Annotated in this window: 16 protein-coding genes and 1 pseudogene; 15 read left to right on the top strand and 2 right to left on the bottom strand. The window is 50.2% G+C overall.

Annotated features, from left to right (window positions below):
- Window positions 1–109 precede the first annotated feature (109 nt).
- From TY10_RS17795 to TY10_RS17770, 6 genes are all read left to right on the top strand, one after another.
- Entirely contained in the window at window positions 110–1,462 is a 1,353-nt protein-coding gene (locus tag TY10_RS17795; RefSeq protein ID WP_052350624.1) for an ABC transporter substrate-binding protein, read from the top strand.
- Window positions 1,463–1,536: 74 nt separating this feature from the next.
- Complete coding sequence (locus TY10_RS17790) at window positions 1,537–2,433, top strand: carbohydrate ABC transporter permease (protein WP_042166314.1); 897 nt, start codon at window positions 1,537–1,539, stop codon at window positions 2,431–2,433.
- Window positions 2,433–3,275, top strand: coding sequence for a carbohydrate ABC transporter permease (locus tag TY10_RS17785; RefSeq protein ID WP_042166313.1), 843 nt, complete (start codon window positions 2,433–2,435; stop codon window positions 3,273–3,275). Before TY10_RS17790 ends, TY10_RS17785 begins: the two co-directional genes overlap by 1 nt.
- Before the next feature lie 65 nt (window positions 3,276–3,340).
- A complete protein-coding gene (locus TY10_RS17780) occupies window positions 3,341–5,857 on the top strand; it encodes a glycoside hydrolase family 2 protein (RefSeq protein WP_042166311.1) in 2,517 nt (838 codons plus the stop codon).
- 48 nt (window positions 5,858–5,905) lie between these two features.
- Window positions 5,906–6,448: a cupin domain-containing protein gene (locus tag TY10_RS17775; protein WP_420329419.1), complete on the top strand. Its 543-nt coding sequence runs from the start codon at window positions 5,906–5,908 to the stop codon at window positions 6,446–6,448.
- Window positions 6,449–6,485: 37 nt separating this feature from the next.
- Window positions 6,486–7,526, top strand: coding sequence for an NAD(P)-dependent alcohol dehydrogenase (locus tag TY10_RS17770; RefSeq protein ID WP_042166306.1), 1,041 nt, complete (start codon window positions 6,486–6,488; stop codon window positions 7,524–7,526).
- Window positions 7,527–7,586: 60 nt separating this feature from the next.
- Here TY10_RS17770 and TY10_RS17765 read toward each other — a convergent pair whose 3' ends face one another.
- Window positions 7,587–8,459 (bottom strand): tetratricopeptide repeat protein, encoded by an 873-nt coding sequence (locus tag TY10_RS17765; RefSeq protein WP_042166304.1) that lies wholly within the window; start codon window positions 8,457–8,459, stop codon window positions 7,587–7,589.
- Between the two features lie 4 nt (window positions 8,460–8,463).
- A pseudogene (locus tag TY10_RS17760) lies at window positions 8,464–9,421 on the bottom strand (ATP-binding protein).
- A gap of 168 nt (window positions 9,422–9,589) precedes the next feature.
- Between TY10_RS17760 and TY10_RS17755 the strand changes: the two are divergent.
- The 9 genes from TY10_RS17755 (at window position 9,590) to cdaS (ending at window position 17,840) form a co-directional block, all read left to right on the top strand.
- Window positions 9,590–10,480, top strand: coding sequence for a DUF72 domain-containing protein (locus TY10_RS17755; RefSeq protein ID WP_042166301.1), 891 nt, complete (start codon window positions 9,590–9,592; stop codon window positions 10,478–10,480).
- Between the two features lie 105 nt (window positions 10,481–10,585).
- Complete coding sequence (locus TY10_RS29000) at window positions 10,586–11,596, top strand: HD domain-containing protein (RefSeq protein WP_052350623.1); 1,011 nt, start codon at window positions 10,586–10,588, stop codon at window positions 11,594–11,596.
- Between the two features lie 96 nt (window positions 11,597–11,692).
- Complete coding sequence (hisJ, locus tag TY10_RS17745) at window positions 11,693–12,514, top strand: histidinol-phosphatase HisJ (protein WP_042166299.1); 822 nt, start codon at window positions 11,693–11,695, stop codon at window positions 12,512–12,514.
- Window positions 12,515–12,770: 256 nt separating this feature from the next.
- Window positions 12,771–13,277, top strand: coding sequence for a GNAT family N-acetyltransferase (locus tag TY10_RS17740; protein ID WP_238327757.1), 507 nt, complete (start codon window positions 12,771–12,773; stop codon window positions 13,275–13,277).
- 285 nt (window positions 13,278–13,562) lie between these two features.
- Complete coding sequence (locus tag TY10_RS17735) at window positions 13,563–14,507, top strand: alpha/beta hydrolase (RefSeq protein WP_052350621.1); 945 nt, start codon at window positions 13,563–13,565, stop codon at window positions 14,505–14,507.
- A gap of 262 nt (window positions 14,508–14,769) precedes the next feature.
- On the top strand, window positions 14,770–15,750 hold the full coding sequence (locus TY10_RS17730; protein ID WP_042166297.1) for a glycoside hydrolase family 25 protein: 981 nt from the start codon (window positions 14,770–14,772) through the stop codon (window positions 15,748–15,750).
- Window positions 15,751–16,159: 409 nt separating this feature from the next.
- Window positions 16,160–16,753 carry a pentapeptide repeat-containing protein gene (locus TY10_RS17725; RefSeq protein ID WP_162160625.1) on the top strand — a complete coding sequence of 198 codons (594 nt, stop codon included), beginning with the start codon at window positions 16,160–16,162 and terminating at the stop codon, window positions 16,751–16,753.
- A 123-nt stretch (window positions 16,754–16,876) separates the two neighbouring features.
- A complete protein-coding gene (locus TY10_RS17720) occupies window positions 16,877–17,146 on the top strand; it encodes a hypothetical protein (RefSeq protein WP_042166291.1) in 270 nt (89 codons plus the stop codon).
- A gap of 79 nt (window positions 17,147–17,225) precedes the next feature.
- A complete protein-coding gene (gene cdaS / locus TY10_RS17715) occupies window positions 17,226–17,840 on the top strand; it encodes a sporulation-specific diadenylate cyclase CdaS (RefSeq protein ID WP_042166426.1) in 615 nt (204 codons plus the stop codon).
- Window positions 17,841–18,334: the final 494 nt, after the last annotated feature.

Below are 18,334 nucleotides of genomic sequence, written 5' to 3'. Positions count from 1 at the left end.
AAAAGGACAAATTAAAGGGATAACGAGGTAATGAAAGCGGATTCAAAAAGAGGGTGCTCAGCGTGTAATATTGATTTCAGAAAGGCAAATACATTTTTGGGGGGACAACATGAAGACGAACAAACGGCTTACCGTCATCTCATTATTATTGGTTTTGTCCATTATGCTTGCTGCTTGTGGAAGCGGTAACAATGGCCCGAAAGAAACGAACGGGTCGAGCGGCTCTAACGGTTCAGGCAAAAAGGTGGAATTAACGTTCTCGCATTACTATTTGGAAGAAGAGCGTCCTACAAGCGCTGAAATGGACAGCTACATGACGCTCGTAGAGAAATGGGAGAAGGATAATCCCAATGTGAAGCTGACGCAATCGGTCATGTCGCAAGCCGATTATTCGACGAAAATCCAAGCACAAGCGGCAGTGAACGAAATGCCGGATATCTTTTTCCTGAAAGGCTCATGGGTAGGCAACTTCGCAAGCAATGATCTGCTGATGCCAATCAACGATGAGCTGGACAAGTACGAGTTCAAAGACAAGTTCCGCAAGGGTGCGTTTGATGCAGCTACGCAGGACGGTCAAATCTACGGTCTGCCTAACCAGCTTTCCATAACTTCAATCGTCTATTACAACGCAAAGCTGTGGAAGGATATCGGCTACGACAGCTTCCCGGACAATTGGGATGACATTAATAAAGCAGCAGCCAAATTTAATGAAAAGGGCATTGCGGCGATCTCTCTTGGCAATAAGGATAAATGGCCGGCGGAATCGACGATTCTCTCCACGATGGGCGACCGTTTCACAGGTGCGGATTGGACAAACTCCATTATCAGCCGTGATGGCAAGGCGAAGTTCACGGATCCGGAGTTCGTCAATGCGCTGGATATGATGCAGAAGAGCACAGCAGCGAAAATTTTCAATCCCGATTTCAACGTCATCTCCAATGCACAAGCCGAAGAGTATTATGCGCAAGGCAAAGCGGCGGCTACGATCGATGGCCACTGGGCAATCAGCTACTTGCTTAATAATGCATCCGAAGATGTGCTGAAAGAGACGAAAGTAGCGATCCTTCCTCCGGTTGACGGTGGAAAAGGTGAGGCAAACACGATTTCCGGCGGAGCCGGCTGGTATGTAGCCATCAACAAAAACCTGACAGGTGAAAAGCGCGATGCCGCTATGGACTTCTTGTTCAAAACAGCAGGCTACGATTTCTCCAAAGTTTATATGGAGAAATACGGAATGGCAGGACCAAGCCTTGTTGATGGCGTGGATATGACCAAATTCCCGCAGCTTACGCAGGATTTCGCTAGTCTGACTAGCAAAGTAACGTTCACACCAATCTATGACATGCTAATGCCAGGCGGCATTATTGAAACAATGAATACAGGCTTGCAGGAAGTGCTCAACGGTACAAAAACCGGCAAAGCGCTGGCCGAGCAGCTTCAGTCCGCTCAGGATAAACTGTAGAAGCCTAAGGATTGGATAGCCGGCACCAACGGCGTGCCGGTTGTCCGATTACGTATTCGGATGGAGGAGGAACTATGAACCAAGCTATGCGTCCGTCCAGGAAGTCATTCGCTATGTACATGCTGCCAGGGTTTTTCTTATATACCTTTATCGTGTTCGTCCCGATTGTGCTTGCCTTCTATTACGGATTTTTCGATTGGTCGGGCGGAACCAAGATGACCTTTATCGGTTTCGACAACTTTACTGCGCTGCTGAAGGATAGTGTCTTCATCCAGTCCTTCTACAACAACATTTATTTGACGGCGCTTTGTGTCATCGGCCAGGTTGGTATCGCTTTTGTGCTTGCGCTGATGCTGCATTCAAAGCGGGTCAAGCTCAAGTCGCTGCACCGCACGATGTCTTATTTTCCATCCGTTCTGTCAGCAGTCGTTATCGGCTTTATCTGGACCATGCTCTATGACTATAACTACGGTCTTATTAATATCATTCTTAAGCAAATCGGCTGGGGACAATGGGCACAGCCTTGGCTGAACAATGAAAGTCTTTCGCTCACTTTGGTAGCGATTCCTTTGATCTGGCAGTATATCGGCTACTACATGATTATTATTCTGTCGGCGTTGTCCGCAGTCGATCAGCAGGTGCTGGAGATGGCCGAGATCGATGGTGCCAACAGCTGGAAGAAAGCCGTTCATATTACACTGCCACTGATTAAAAATACGCTGGCCGTATGCGTCACGCTTTCCATCGCAGGTACGATGAAGGTGTTCGATCACATTTATGTAATGACTGGCGGAGGCCCGGGCACGTCAAGCAACGTAATGGCGTTAAACGCCTATAAGACTTCTTTTCTCACTTATAAAATGGGGTATGGCAGCGCGATGTCGATCGGCGTCTTGATTTTAAGCTTAGTTGTAATCGTTGGAACACGCTGGATTATGGGAAGCTTCACGAAGGAAAGGGAGGTGCGCTAATGGCAAGAGCCTACGCAAGAGGGCGGTTTATGTCCGGACTGGCGCCTAACCTGATTTTGCTCCTATTTTCGATTTCATGCATTTTTCCTGCAGTATGGCTGTTCTACTCATCGCTGAAAGGCAAGTCCGAGTTTTACGCCAATCCGATTTCGCTGCCGCATAGTCCAAGCTTTGATCAGTATGTGGCGATTTTTACGAAAAGCAAAATTTTGCTCTGGATGTGGAATACGACACGGAATAGTGTGCTTTCACTGCTGATCATTCTCGTTCTTGGCTTTATCATCGGTTATTTTCTGTCGAGATTCCGGTTTAAAGGACGCAATGCGCTCTACAATTATTATCTCTTAGGCATGCTGGTTCCGATCCATGCGCTCATGGTTCCGATGTATGTGCAATTCACGCAAACCGGAATGAGCGACAAGTGGTTTACGCTTATATTGCCCTATGCAGCCTTTGGGTTGCCCATTGCAATTTTTCTGGTAGACAGCTATGTACGAAGCATTCCGATTGAGGTGGAGGAAGCCGCTTGCATCGACGGGTGCAGCTTCCACCGGACCTTGTTCAGCATCGTACTTCCGATATGCCGTCCCATTCTTTTCACCGTCGGTATTATTCAGTTTTTCGTCGTCTGGAATGAATTTACGTTCGCCCTTATTTTGAACAGCAAGGATACGCTCATGACCATTCCTGTCGGCATCACCTTGTTCAAAGGACAATTTGTGACGGACTATCCGAAAATGATGGCTTCGATGCTGATAGCGATTTTTCCCGCGATGATTTTGTATTTCGCATTTTCCAAACAGATTATTAAAGGCATGGTTGCCGGCTCAGTCAAAGGCTAAGTTAAGGTTAGGGTTAGGTTAGAGTTAGGACGGGATTTTATTCTAACAGAAGGAAGTGTATAGGGATGAAAATAGTTGGATTGAACGAAGCATGGCAGGTTCACGAGGCGCCTCTGCATTGGGGCAGAGAAAGCTTGGCAGCGGTAAAAGCGCTGAAGGAAGGCTGGTACGCGTGCACGCTTCCTTCCGATGTTCGTATTCCGCTGATTGAGAACGGAATCATTAAAGATCCGGTCCTATCCGATTATGCGCTGGAGAGCGAATGGATCGAGCAGCGTTCATGGTGGTATATGAAGGAATTTGACGGCTCCGGCCTCGATTTCGACAGCGATATTATCGAGCTGGTCATCGAAACGATAGATTCGCATAGCGATATCTTTGTCAACGATCAGCATGTAGGCAGCCATTATAACGTTCATTATCCGTTTGTACGCAATGTGAAGGATCAGCTGACACCAGGCAAAAATACGATTGCCGTTCGTGTAACGACCGGCTTGGAAAGCGTCTCCGAGAGCAACCTGTCGGAGCTAAACTGGGCGACTTGCCGGGAGTATGACAATGGCGGCAAGGACCGCGGCGACTATCGCCGTTCCTTCGTAAGACGGCCGCAATATACGGTGGGCTGGGATTGGGGCCCGCGCGTCGTAACCTGCGGATTGAACGGCAACGCCTATCTTCGCTCCGAGAAAAACATCGCTATTCGGGAAGCAAGCGTGGTCACCGTTGGCATTGCTCCGACTGCCAAGCTCAAGGCAACGGTCAACATCGAGAACCTTAATATTGTCGGCACTGCTAGCGGCGATTTACTCGTCGAGATTTCTTATGACGGCAGTGTTCTTGCTTCGAAAAAGCTGGACAACCTGCTGTTGACCTCCGGGATCAACTACTTTGATCTCGACTTTGAAATTGAGAACCCGCAGCTTTGGTGGCCGGCAGGCTATGGCGAGCATCCGCTGTACGATGTAAAGGTAGAGGCGGTATCCGGAGATGTTACGACGGAATTCCCTTCCTTCCAATTCGGCATCCGGACCATCGAGCTGGATACGACGGTACTGCAAGGCGAAGACCGGAACTTCCGGCTGGTCGTCAACGGGATGCCGATTTTCAGTAAGGGCGGCAACTGGATTCCGAATGACTTTATCTACTCGCGTGTTCCTGAGGAGAAATATGTAACGCTGATCCGCGAGGCTGTGGAAGCGAATTTCAACATGCTGCGCATTTGGGGCGGCGGGCTGTTCGAGCGGGACATTTTCTACCAGCTGTGCGACCAGAACGGGCTGCTGATCTGGCATGACTTCATGCTGGCATGCTCTACCTACCCGGATCACAGAAGAGAATTTATGGACGAGATGCATGACGAGATGGACTACCAGACCAAGCGTCTGCGCAACCATGCTTCAATCGCTTTGTTTTGCGGCACGAATGAAGTGCACTGGATTTTCAATAAAACGGACAACCCAAGATGGAATATCGAATTCAAGCACGAGAAGCAATATGGCTTGTATATCGCCAATGTGCTTGCTAAAAAAGTGCTTCATAACAACTGTCCGCATATTCCATACTGGAACAGCTCGCCGTATGGAGGAGCACTCCCGAATGCCGATACGGTTGGTGACGTTCACCGCTGGCATAATGCCTTTATGAGTCTCAATCTGGACGAGCGGATCGAGCCGATGGACTTCGATAACATGGATTCCAAATTCGTCAGCGAATACGGCTATGTCGGGCCTTGCAATCTGGAGAGCACAAAGGCGTATTTGGACGGCGGGGAAATCGATTTTGACAGCAGCGTATGGGAAATGCACTGCAACGTATTTGAGAAAGGTACGGTAGCGGAGGGGATTTGGAAAAGCTATCTCGACCGGTCGGACAAGCTGTCGGTTGACGATTATTTGCTCTATGGCGGTATGGTTCATTCCTTGATGCTCGAATACTCGCTAGAGGCAATGCGCTTTAAGCCGGACTGCTCCGGAGCGCTGTTCTGGATGTACAACGATGCTTGGGGCGAAGTGGGCTGGACGATCATTGACTACTACTTGCGCCGCAAAATTTCGTATTACGGCGTGAAGCGGGCGCTTGCCCACACCAAGCTGACGCTGCGTACCGTGGACGGTAAGGTCGTGCTGCAAGGAATCAATGATACCGCGGAGACTGTATCATTCCAAGCGGAATTCGGCTACATTTCCTTCGGCGGCGCTGTACGGGAGACCAAAACGGTGAACCTGACACTTGCGCCGCACAGCCGCAGCTATTTGCTTAGCGAAGTGCTGCCGGACCGGGATTATACGAAGGGTACGATTATGGTCATCCCTGCAACGGATGCGGTGGATACGGCATCGCTGCGGACTGGCGATATGAAGACGCTTCGGTTCGAGCGTTCGCCGATTGAGGTTGTTCGCGACGAGCAGACTGGCGCAGACCGCAGCGTTACCCTGCGCAGCACCGGGTATGCTCACGGTGTACACGTATCTGGCGGCTATGACTGCTCCGACCTGTACTTCGATCTGCTTCCGGGCGAGACAAAGACGATTACCGTGTATTCTGCCAGCAGCGAGAAGCTGGCGTTTACCTCGGTCAGATAGTGGATGGCAAGAAAGTAATAGAAGAAGAGGGAGGCAGTCTCCGTGAGAATAGAAGACTATCAGCATTTTAAACCGCTTATCTTAGATTACTATGATAAGGCACAGATCGCTTTGACCGAGCAGGAGAAACAGAACTTAGAGCTGGCTGATTTCGGGCTGAACGAATTTGCAGGGATCGGGCTTTCTCTCGTCACTTTCATTAATACAGAGCGCTGCTGCGCGAAGGAAATGGTGCTTTTGCCGGGACAAACCTGTCCCGAGCACCGGCATCCTGTCATCCCTGAGCTGGACTATCCGGGTAAAGAGGAGACCTTCCGCTGCCGGACTGGCATGGTATACTTGTACGTAGAAGGGGAGCCAGCCGCTGAGATTAGCGGCACGCTCCCGGAATCCGGCAAGGACTATTACTCGGTATTTCATCAAATCGTATTGAGAGAAGGGGAGCAGTACACCATTCAGCCCAATACGAAGCATTGGTTTCAAGGGGGGCCCGAGGGTGCTGTCGTGTCAGAGTTCAGCACAAAAAGTCTGGATGAGTATGACATCTTTACCGATCCCCGCATCGATCGGATTCCTCGTATCGAAGAATGATCATCTGAAAAATAGCGGATTATTGGAGGCGTTTGCGTTGATCAATCGAGCAGCATTTATGACGGGTCTTAACCAGCTTGAAATTCGCGAGGTTCCGGTACCGGAACCTAAGGCGTCGGAGGTGCTGGTCAAGCTTGATTATGTCGGGATTTGCGGGTCGGACGTGCATTACCTGGAGCATGGCAAAATCGGCGATTTCGTTGTGAACGGTGATTTCATACTCGGCCATGAGTGCGCAGGCATCATAGTCGCTGTCGGCTCCGATGTGAAGCAGCTGAAGGCTGGCGATCGCGTGGCGCTGGAGCCAGGGGCTACCTGCGGCAAATGCGAGTTTTGCATCAGCGGCCGCTATAATCTGTGCCCGGACGTAGAGTTTCTGGCAACGCCGCCCTACCACGGCTGCTTCGCCAATTACATTGCCTTCCCGGCTCATCTGGCATTCAAGCTCCCTGACAGCATCAGTAATAAGGAAGGCGCACTGATTGAGCCGCTATCGGTCGGCATGCATGCTGCCAAGCAGGGCAGCGTTACACTCGGCAGCTCGGTCGTCATCCTCGGCGCAGGCTGCATCGGACTGACGGCGCTGCTGGCGTCTAAAGCGTTTGGCGCGCTGGACATTACGGTAGTCGATGTCATTCAGAAGCGGCTGGACAAGGCGCTGGAGCTGGGAGCTACGAGAGTAATTAATGCGGCACAGGAGGATGTGCTGGAGCGAATCAGCGAGCTGACCAGCGGTGAAGGCGTGGACATCGTGATGGAGACGGCGGGGGCTGTTAGAACGACGCAGCAGACGCCGCATCTTGTGAAACGCGGAGGGACGATTGTGCTCGTCGGCATGCCGCCGCAGGACATTATCGAATTCAATTTCGCCAAGCTGCTGAGCAAGGAAGCGGAGATCAAGACGGTATTCCGCTACCGCAACATTTATCCGCAAGCGATTAAGGCGATAGCGGAAGGTGTTATTGATGTGTCCGGCATTGTCACCCATGAATATGCATTCGAGGATATTGCCGAGGCATTCGACGTCAACATCAACCGGAAAAACGAGGTTGTCAAAATCGTCGTCAAAATCGACTGAGTTCTAAAAAATAAAGGAGCGCTAACCCGGCCATAGGCCAGAGCTGGCGCTCCTTTATATTTATTTCAGCCGCCAGCCAAAAATCTTTACATGGACAAGCAGCTTCGTCATCCAGTGTATGGCGATATATAGAATGATGAGGACGATTACGAGCGGTCTGAACAGAAACCAGGCTAGTATCCAGCCTATGAGAAGCTGCCAAGGCTTGAGACGCTTCAGCAGCTTGGATGGACCAAGAATAATCTGGTACAGCTTGGAGTTTTTTTGCAGCGCCTCTAAATATTCATCACGTATTTGCTTCTGATCCGGCTGGAGCCGAATCGCGCTGCTAAGCAGCTCCAGCTGCTGGCTATGATCTCCGCGCTCCGAGGCAGCCCAAGCTAGATACACAAACACATACTCGGATTCGGCTTCAAGGCGCAAAGCCTGACCTTCCAGCTCCTTCGAAATGCGGTAATGCTGCAGCAAAGCTTCGATGTAGCTCATTAGCGCCAAATAAAGCGCGTTGTCCGCGTCCAGCTCCAGCGCTTGCAGCAGCTGCTCCTTTGCTTCCTGATACCGGCCTCTTTTGTTGGACATATTGGCTTGAAGATAGTAATAGAACGGCTCATAGGGATCGACGCGCATCGCATCCACAAGAGAGGAAGTAAGCTCCTTCCATTTCTCTTGATCATAGTAGACACCGCAGGTGATAAACCAAGCCAGATGGTTCTCAGGGTCCCGTCTCAGCGCTTCCCCGCACCAATGATGAGCTTCCGTATACTTTTCCAGTTTCCAGCAAACCTGAGCGAGCATGGCGTAGGCGTCCGCATCCTCCGGCTCCTCGCGAATGAGCGCCATCGCTTCCTCGGAGGCTTCCTTGTATCTTTGCCATTTGAGCAAATGTTCAATTCTTTCATAGCGTGTGGAATAAGAATCCAGTTGAATGGACATAGCGTTACCTCAATCCGTGGGTTTTCATATATTCCAGTACGTTCTGGTAGTCTTGATTCACGTCGCTGAAGGTCGCGTAGTTTTTAGCGGTGGCGAACCAGTCCAGCGTTGTTGCTTTGCGGCCCTTTGCCGCTTTTTTCAGATCATCCTGTGTAATGGGCTCGATGTTTCCGCTTTTGAGCATCCGCTCCAGTGCAAACTCCACGGAATCTCTGACGATCTGCTCCAGATCGGCACCGGAGAACATCCGCGTATCCTTTGCAATCCGCTCCAGCTCCACCTTGCCCATCGGTTTGCCCGCGAGCTTCAAGCCAAGAATCGTCTCGCGTTCCGCTTCTTCTGGAGGCGGTACGAAGATCAGATGGTTGAACCGTCCAGGTCTTCTGAGGGCCGAGTCGAGGTACCATGGCGTATTGGTGGCCGCGATGACGAATACTTGATCGTTGAAGCTCTGCAGGCCGTCCAGCTCCAGCAGCAGCTGATTCACGAGCATCCGCTCATGATGCTGCCGCATCTGATTGCGGCTCCCGCCAAGCGCGTCCAGCTCATCGATAAAGATGACGCATGGCTTGTTCTCGCGCGCTTTTTCAAACACATCATGCAAGTTATGCTCGCTTTCGCCGACATACATGGACAATATCGCTTGCAGCTCGATGTGCATGAAATTGGCGTTAATTTCGCCTGCGACGGCTCGTGCAAGAAACGTTTTGCCGCAGCCGGGAGGGCCGTACAGCAGCAGGCTGCCGCCAGCTTCCCGCCCATAAGCGGCGAACACCTCCGGCTGCTGAAGCGGCAGGATAAAGTTGAGGCGGATTTTTTTTCTTCACTTCTTCTAAGCCGCCGACATCGGCGAAGGTTTCTTTGGGCTTATCGGTCTCGACGAGCTTGTTATCGTCTTTGTCAAACCGGATAACCTTAAGCTTGTTGCGGCGATGCTGATCCAGATCGTTGCGGTCGGACACGGGGCACTTCCTTTCATCCCTATTCTATTGCTAAATTATATCAAATGAGGAAGCATTCGTCCTCACAGGTTTGTTATCTAGTTTGTTATATATTTTCGTTCGGCTTGAAGTCCTCCCAGACTATTTAGTATAACTGGTATAACGTAAGTAAGAACGGAGGCAGTCAAAATGGGCATACATATCGGATTGGCGGGCTGGGGTGATCAGGACCGGCTGTACGGCCCCGGAATAAAGGCGAAGGACAGGCTGCGGGAATATGCCAATCATTTTCCGCTCGTTGAGGTTGATAGTACGTTTTATGCAATCCAATCGAAAGAGCGTTTTGCCAAATGGACAGAGGAGACGCCGGAAACGCTTCATTTCATCGTAAAAGCTTACCAGGGCATGACCGGCCACCAGCGCGGCCCTGCGGCGAAAGACAATGATCCCGCCGCGATGTTTGGCGCGTTCCGTGAATCACTGGAGCCTGTGATCGAAGCGGGACGGCTGCAAGCTGCATTATTCCAATACCCGCCCTGGTTCGATTGTACGCGGGAAAATGTCCGGATATTGTGCGAGGCGCGGCTGCGGATGGCAGGTATTCCATGCGCCTTGGAGTTTCGGCATCAAAGCTGGTTTGCGCCGGAATACCGGGAGAAGACACTTGCTTTCATGGAGGCGGAGGAATGGTACCATAGCGTCTGCGACGAGCCGCAGGCAGGAGTTGGCTCCGTACCGACGGTGCTTCGGGCAACGCATCCGGAGGTGACCGTCGTTCGTTTTCACGGACGCCATACCGCCGGATGGAATCAGAGCAGCGCGCCGAACTGGCGGGATGTCCGCTACTTGTACCGCTACAGCAGCGAGGAGCTGCGGGAGTGGGCAGACATGCTGAGACAGCTTGAAGAGCAAAGCAAGCAGGTATGTGTCATCTTCAACAACAATTCCGGTGGAGATGCGGCGGACAATGCCAAGGAAATGATGGCGATGCTCGGCTTGCTTCGTCCTGACGGCCGTGATCCGCAAGAGCCGAAGGAAGAGCCAAAGCCGCCTGAATATGAGCAGTTGGATTTGTTTTGACGATAACACGGTGATTTAGTGTATCCATCTGGAAGGGAATGAGCGTCCAATCCAGAATAAAAGTTAGATAGGTTACTGTGTTTATAGAAAGCAAGGAGGCGAATAATGCCGGATTCGAAAATCATTATGGACGGAGCAAGCGGATCGCTCTGGGAGCCGATGTGGCAGCTTCATACGGGGCTGGCTCCGGTCGAACAGCAGCTGCTGCAGTCCAGTTGGGTAAGGAGGCTGCATCTGATCCATCATTGCGGTCCAATGTATTTGAATTCTCAATTGAATTACAGCCGCTTGCAGCACACGCTGGGCGTTTTTGCAACGATCGCCTATTTCCATCCCGAGGATGCCGAACTGAGAGCCGCTGCGCTGCTGCATGATATCGGTCATGTGCCGTTTAGTCATACGCTGGAGAGGATCGAAGGGATTGATCATCACGCGATTACGCTGGACCGGATTCAATCGGCGGAAATCACGGGCATATTGGCTGCTCACGGTCTGGATCAAGTTCGCTTGCTTAATTTAATAACAGGAGAGACGGCAAGCTTGCTCCGAAATCGGAACCATACGCTTCAATTGGACCATTTGGATTCTTGGGTGAGAAGCGCTTATTTCAGCGGCCGGCTGCCGGTAATGCCGCGTGCATTATTGTCCCGTTTGGAAGAGGATGACGGTTATTTGTACGGTGATATTGAGACCGTTAAGCTCGTTCAGCGCCTTATTGTGGAGGAAGCAGGCATTCACGCCTCAGTAGCGGATATTGGGCCGAGTGCTTTGGTTTTGCATTTGGTGCAAATATTAATCGACCATGGACAATTGTCGCAAACCGAGCTAAGCGGGATGACGGATGACATGATTGAGCAACTGCTACGCAATAGCGAATGGACAAAAACTGATTTTTCCCGATTCATTAACCGGCCATGGGAATTGAAGGTGAGCCGCAGTGAGAGTGGCACGCTTAGCTCCGAAAGCTATGAATGGACAGTCAAAAAGCTGTATTTGTCGATGCCGCTGACTAAGGATAGTGCGAAGGATAGCTTTTACGCAGAAACAGAGGAAGCCTATCGGCTGCTGCAACCGCTGATCGGCACCTATTGGGCATATTGGTCCGATGAATACTAATGCTAACTCGTTAATTTCATGTAAAGCTAGAGAAAAGGGCCTCGGGTACGATAAAATGGGGTGGAGTGCAATTGAAAAGTGCAGGGAGTGTTAGGAATGGTGTTGAAATGGGACGGGCATACACATACCCGTTATTGCTATCACGGCAGCGATGCTGCCGAAGAGCAGTATTTGGACAGGGCAATTGAACTTGGTTTCGAGCGTTATACGATAAGCGAGCATCCGCCGCTCCCGGCGGGTTTAATAGAAGATGCGGCACTGTTCCGCGAACTGGCTATGCCGACTGAGGAATTGCCGCTTTATATGGAATATGCCAAGCAAATGAAGCAGCAATATGAAGGACGCATCGAGGTTACCGTCGGTCTGGAGCTGGATTATTTGCCGGGCCAGCTTGATTTTACGCAGCGGATTGTCGATCAGTGGGGACGTGATTTGGAGGACGTCGTCTATTCCGTTCACTACTTGCCGGGTATCGGCGGTACGCGCTGCATCGATTTTACAGCAGACTATTCCAGAGAGTATTTGCTCGGTTATTACGGCACGATGGAAAAGCTTGTGGACGCCTATTACGATCATGTCGAGGCGGCGATCGCTTTCGCGGCGGGGCTTCCGATGCGCAAGCGGATCGGCCATATTAATCTGATCGAGAAGTTTGCCAAAGCGCTTCCTCCGATTGAAGAAGCTCAAATTCGGGCAAGGCTTGAGGGCATTCTTCCGCTGCTCGCCAAATCAAACGTAGGCATTGACGTCAATACTGCCGGACTGCGGGTGGAAACCTGCGGCAAGCCCTACGTGCCGGAATGGTTCATTGCGGATTGTCTAAAGCAAGGCGTTGAGTGCGTCTATGGTTCGGATTCTCATAAACCGGAGCATGTTGGCACAGGCTGGGACTGGTTTGCAGCGCAGATGCAAGGATAAGCGCAGCGTAAGTGGATAGCAGCAGGGGAAGATGGAACGATTGACGGGAGAGGAAGGAGCCGATACGCTGATTTAGCGTTTCAGGCTTCTTTTCTTCATGACCTTACAAATACCCCTCTGTAACGAATTGAGGAGACCTCATATTTGGGTTCGTTATATAGTCATGAATATGAGAATATCTCATCGAATAAGAAAAAATATGTTGGTCAAATCGTATCTGTGTACTACTACCGACACCAATACTTTCGGGGGATTTATGATGAAGACGCAACTACAACAAATCACAAATGCTAACAAAGAACAATTTGTAAACCTATTTAATTATTATCTCTATGAGCTTTCAGCTTACTCACAGGAGGAGATTGGAACAGAAGGTACATTCGAAATGGAAGATATCTCGCCATATTACAAGGATGACCGACTGCATCCTTACTTCATCAAGGTTAATGAAAAAATCGTCGGGTTTATCCTAGTTACTTCCCCTCCGTATGTTGCAGAAGATGTGGACTATTCAGTGCAGGAGCTATTTGTATTACCCAAATATAGAGGCACGAATATTGCCAAAGATGCTGTCATGCAAATTTTTAAACTTTTTTCGGGTCGATACGATGTGGGTATGTTCAAATCGAATGCAAAAGCAGTTAAGTTCTGGACAAAGCTGATATCATCACTTGATCTTCCTGTTGTTGTAGAAGAAGGCTTTACTAAGATTCAAGGAAATGTAATGCCGACGTTAGGTATGAAATTTACGGTATCCTGCTAGGTAGTTAACTATAAGTAAAATCGAGTAAGGGACAGTATTTTTGCAGTCAATAACAAACGGGAAACGATATTTTAATGAACCGCCTTTTTACCAAGGCGGTTTTCTTATGGTTAGATATCAGCATTAGAATGAAACATAGTTTTTCTATGCAGAAACATTAAGTCGATATTATCCGTTATAAAATCAGGGATTTTTAACCAGAATGGATAGGAGCATCTGTTGAAATTAAAGAATGGCGTAGTGAAGTTGTAGCTGCTGTGAGCAGAAAGGGAAGAGGGTCGTAGAATGAGAAATCAGATGTTGAAAAGGATCATTTGTGCAGCCGCTATTATGCTTTTACTTGCAGGCTGTGGACGCACGGCCGCCCAGCGGACGATGATCGATTCGAGCGGAACAGCGAAAGAGACGCTGGAGGCAGCGGCTCAAACGGCGGATAGCCCCATGCTGCAGCACCTGACGCTGGAGAGCAGAGCGCTGGGCAAAGCGATGAAGGTAAATGTATATTTGCCGGAAGATTACGCGGACGGCGCAGGCGGTCCTTACCCGGTTCTGTATGCGCTTCATGGCAAAAACGGCAATGAGAACAGCTTTTTCTCTGGCGGCTTGAACATTGGTGAACGTGCCGCTAAGCTAGTCAACGAAGGAAAGATCGCTCCATTCATTATCGTATCTCCACAGCTCGACAACAGCTATGGCGTCAACTCTTCCGAAAAGCTGGACAAGCGGCATGAATATGAGCTTGGCAGATACGAGGATTATTTGCTAAAGGATCTCATTCCGGCAATTGACGCGAACTATAATACGGCGGCTAACCGTGAAGGCCGCTATATCGGAGGCATTTCAATGGGCGGCTATGCAGCGCTGCATCTGGCTTTTACACATCCGGATATGTTCAGCAAGGTCGGCGGTCATAGTGCGGCTGTATGGAAAGAAACGCCGGATTACCTGGCTTGGCTATACCAGGGCGGTCAGCCTCAAGAAGAAGTGGACCCGGTAATGCTCGTCGGCAAAGGGGCGGCCAGCAGCCTGGCGATTTACCTCGATCATGGCGATAAGGAGCATGAGACGATAGCCGAAGGCAATCAGGCATTGATGAATGCGCTGGATCAAGCAGGCGTGGGCTACGAGTACCATTCAAGCCCGGGTGGACATAACGACAAATACTGGGCCGCACATATGGACGAGTATTTGCAGTTTTACGGGAATAAGGGCGGGGGGAGCAAGAAGTAGCGGGAGTGGTTCTGGAATAGAAGAGAGGATTACAGGAAGTTGTCAATGGCAGGCAACAGTTCGATGTGAAAGTGAACGGACAGAATTGATATAGATAGTGAGGGCGGCTCTATTAGGTAGGCTTGCCGTTCGGAATGGGAACTGTCGGGCAGACGGTTCCTTTTTTGCATTGTGCTGGACTTGCCGTACAGCTGCCGTTCCGGTAGAGAATGGGCCTGCTTATGATATAGAAGGACGTGCTAGGAAAGGAGCGCTGTGATCGATGCAAGTAAGAAGCGGAGGCAACGCGCAAGGTATTGATGTTTCACGATATCAAGGAACGATAGATTGGAAAAAAACAGCGGCAGACGGCATTTCCTTTGCATTCGCAAAGGCGAGTGAAGGACAATCCTACCGGGACGCTTATTTTGCAGCTAACGTGTCGGGAGCCCGGGCGGCCGGCGTGTTGATCGGAGCCTATCATTTTCTCAATGCGGTTTCAACGGATGCAGCGAAGAAGGAAGCAGCAAACTTCGCGAATGCCATAGCGACGGTAGGCGGGATAGGACAGCTCGATCTTCCTCCCGTAATGGATTACGAGAACAATCCGAACAACCTGAGCAAAAGCGCGATCAACGCGGTTGCTAAAGCCTTTTTGACAGAGCTGGAGCGGCTTGTCGGGGTGAAACCGATTATCTATACCGGAAACAGTTTTGCTGCAAATTTTGACGCCTCGCTTGGAAGCTATGAGCTGTGGATTGCCAGGTACAGCACGCAGCCGCCTTCGAACGTTACGGCGTGGAGCAAATGGACTTTTTGGCAGTATAGCGACGGATCTGCAGGAGGGAGCAGGCCAGGCGGCGGTCGCAAGGTAGCCGGTATCGGCGGACCGGTGGATCTCAACGAATACGCCGGAACAGTTGATGAGCTTCGGGCCAAATATATCAATCAGGAGGATGAGCCGATGACAGAAGCGGAAAAACAAGCTTTTAATGAGCTGCAGACGAAAGTAGCCAACTTGGAAAAGTATGTGAACATATCGGGCAATCAGACGCCGCCCGCGTGGACGAAGCCTGCGCTAGACGCTGCGATGGCAGCTGGAGTAATTACCTCAACGAGTGACAAAGGGCAGCCGGAGTTTGTATCGATTCAGATGCTGTACAATGCAGGGCTGTTGAACAGCGAGCTGATTGCCTTTTTCAAGGCTTTTAACGCGAAGACAAGGGCAGCAATTGAGCAGCTTGAGAAAAAGGGCGGGAAGTAGTCGCTGCTGACTAAGCCAGCCGATGAATTTTCCATGATCGTAATGTAAAAGTACAGGTTGAAGCGGCTCTGCCCGCCCAATATCAACGTCAAGATGCAAAAGTGCATTTGAATTATCGCCGAAATGGGCTGATTTTGGCTAATCAAACTGCACTTTTTTATTTTGAATGGATAAAAGCAACAGGGTCACTGCCTTCTGATAAATTGGTATTTGCCTGCTCCAGAACATGCTGATAACATGATATGGAGTGTCCTAGTTGGGCCGTGAGTTCCAACGTTTTCTCATGTTGTTAGCTGAGCTTGTGGCTGATAAAGTTCTGTTCTTTATAAATATGTAGATGGGGTGTACATAGATGGCGGGTAAAAAATCGTTGGTTGATCTACCGAAAATTCCGGGAGAATTGCAGTCTTTGGAATTAGAGCTTGAGGTTATGGAGCAGGATTCTGAATTTGTTGATCGCATCGTTCAAGATTGTGAACTGTATGGAGAAGCACCTTATAAGGCTTGCTTTGACCGGATGAAGTTTACGAATGTGACGATGCGGGGAGCGCGGATGCGCAAATCGGAATTTACCGATGTTATTTTTGAACGCTGTGATTTGTCGAATGCAGATTTTCAGGATGCGATCTTTCACCGGGTTGTGTTCAAGGATTGCAAGCTGATCGGAATGGATTTAAGCAGCGGCATGCTTCGCAATGCCAGCTTTATTGATTGTCATGCCGAATATGCCGTTTTTCGCATGATTAATGCCAAGCGAGTCAGGCTGCATGGCGGCACGTTCGCATACGGAGATTTCTTTAACTCCAATTTGACCGAATTTTATTTGGAGGAGACCAGGCTGGATCAGGCACAGTTCTCACAGACGAAGCTCTCCGGCATCGATTTGAGCAGCTGCGAGTTTGATAGCCTGGGCGCAACGCTGCCTGAGCTGCGCGGATGCATCATTTCACCGCTTCAGGCTGCTGCATTTGCTGGGCAGCTTGGCATGGTTGTGAAACGCTGAGAAGGGCGGCTGCCTCGGAGCGCCGTTCCCCCTTTTTCTATGATTCTATCCTTTGGCGAGTACCAATCTATCAATTCCGCATAGCATAGAAGTAGAATACATCACGCTATGGGAGGCGACCGGATGGGTTCGAAAGCAAAGGGCAATTTAGTTAGGGAAAATCAGGTTTATTCAAATCGGGTAGTACGCTCGGAGTTTGACCGGCATTGGGTGACCCGAATCGCCAATTCGGGCTATGTCATTTACACAGCTAAAGCGAACGGGGCAAAGGTTGTTGTACTGCTGACGAACGGGCAGAGCAAGCTCATTGCTTTTCCGAAAGGCGGGCAAGTTTTTGTTGGAGGCGGGGGGACGAGTCATTACAGCAAGCCTCATTTTGTGAAAAACGTATAGCACGCGCGTAAAATTGCCGGCATCAGGGAACCAATAGTAGGGAATCGACTACAATTGGGGGAAGTTGGCGAACTTGGCAATGGAGCAAAACAATTGCGATTTTTCACCGCTTAAACAGCAGATCAAGCAGGAGCTGCTGTTAATGAAACAATCATTCATCGATTTATTCCATCGATTGGATGAGGAGAACAATGATTGCATGCTGAATGAATTCGAGCAAATTAAGAACAAGGTCGTGGAGCTGGAATCGCTTGCCGCAGCCTATTACTTGAGATGCTTTTTGTCCAACTATACAAACAAATTCGTGGAGCTGTCGACGACAGTTCGTCATTTGTCCCAGCGGCGTCACGGAGCGCTGCTTGTCGTGCAGCGGCGAGATCCGGTGCTTCCCCTTATTACAAAAGGGGTTCATCTGAATGCCGAGCTCACACCATCGTTGCTTGAGACGATTTTTGTACCGGGCGGGCCCCTGCATGACGGAGCGGTATATGTAAGCGAAGATCGGATTGTATCGGCAGGCAATGTATTGCCTCTGGCAGTTGTGGAGACGGGCGAGCGTAAGCTGGGCACGCGTCATCGGGCGGCGATGGGGCTAACAGAGCGAAGCGATGCCCTTGTACTGGTCGTATCGGAGGAGACGGGGCAATCGTCATTCAGCGTGGAGGGCAAGCTGTATCCGTTCGCTGCGTATTAGGCAGGCAATAAGACAGGTCGGCAGGTTCGGCGAAAGCCGGTGCTTGCCGGCCTTTTTATGTTGTCCGATAGGGGGAGGGAGTTAGGTGTATGTCACAGCTCGTTTGCTGAATTCGCACATCAACTGAACGCGTAACGGAAATGCCGCCAAACTAACTAATGACCTTACGGGTGAGGCGCTCCACTTCGCAATTTGTTAACGTGGAACGAAGCAGGTTCGCAAATTCCCAGTGAACGAAGCAGGTTCGCAGATTAGCGAACCTAATTGCGCTGTCCAGGTTCTGCGCTGTGCGTCCTCCTGCTGGAGCGAACCAAATTTCGTTACTCGTGAACTGAGGTTCACGGATAGCGAAAATTGGTTCGCTGTGGCTCGTGCCCCGCCAGTTTCGGCGTGAAAGAGCGAAATTAGGTTCGCTCTTTAGCGAATCAGCTTCGTTGGAGTGTGTTCACTGGCTAGCTGATGCAAGTTGTGCCCTTTGTTCTATTAGTTTTTTA

It is taken from the genome of Paenibacillus gorillae (genome assembly GCF_000513275.1).
GTDB lineage: Bacteria > Bacillota > Bacilli > Paenibacillales > Paenibacillaceae > Pristimantibacillus > Pristimantibacillus gorillae.
This window is presented reverse-complemented; position numbering and strand designations above follow the sequence as displayed.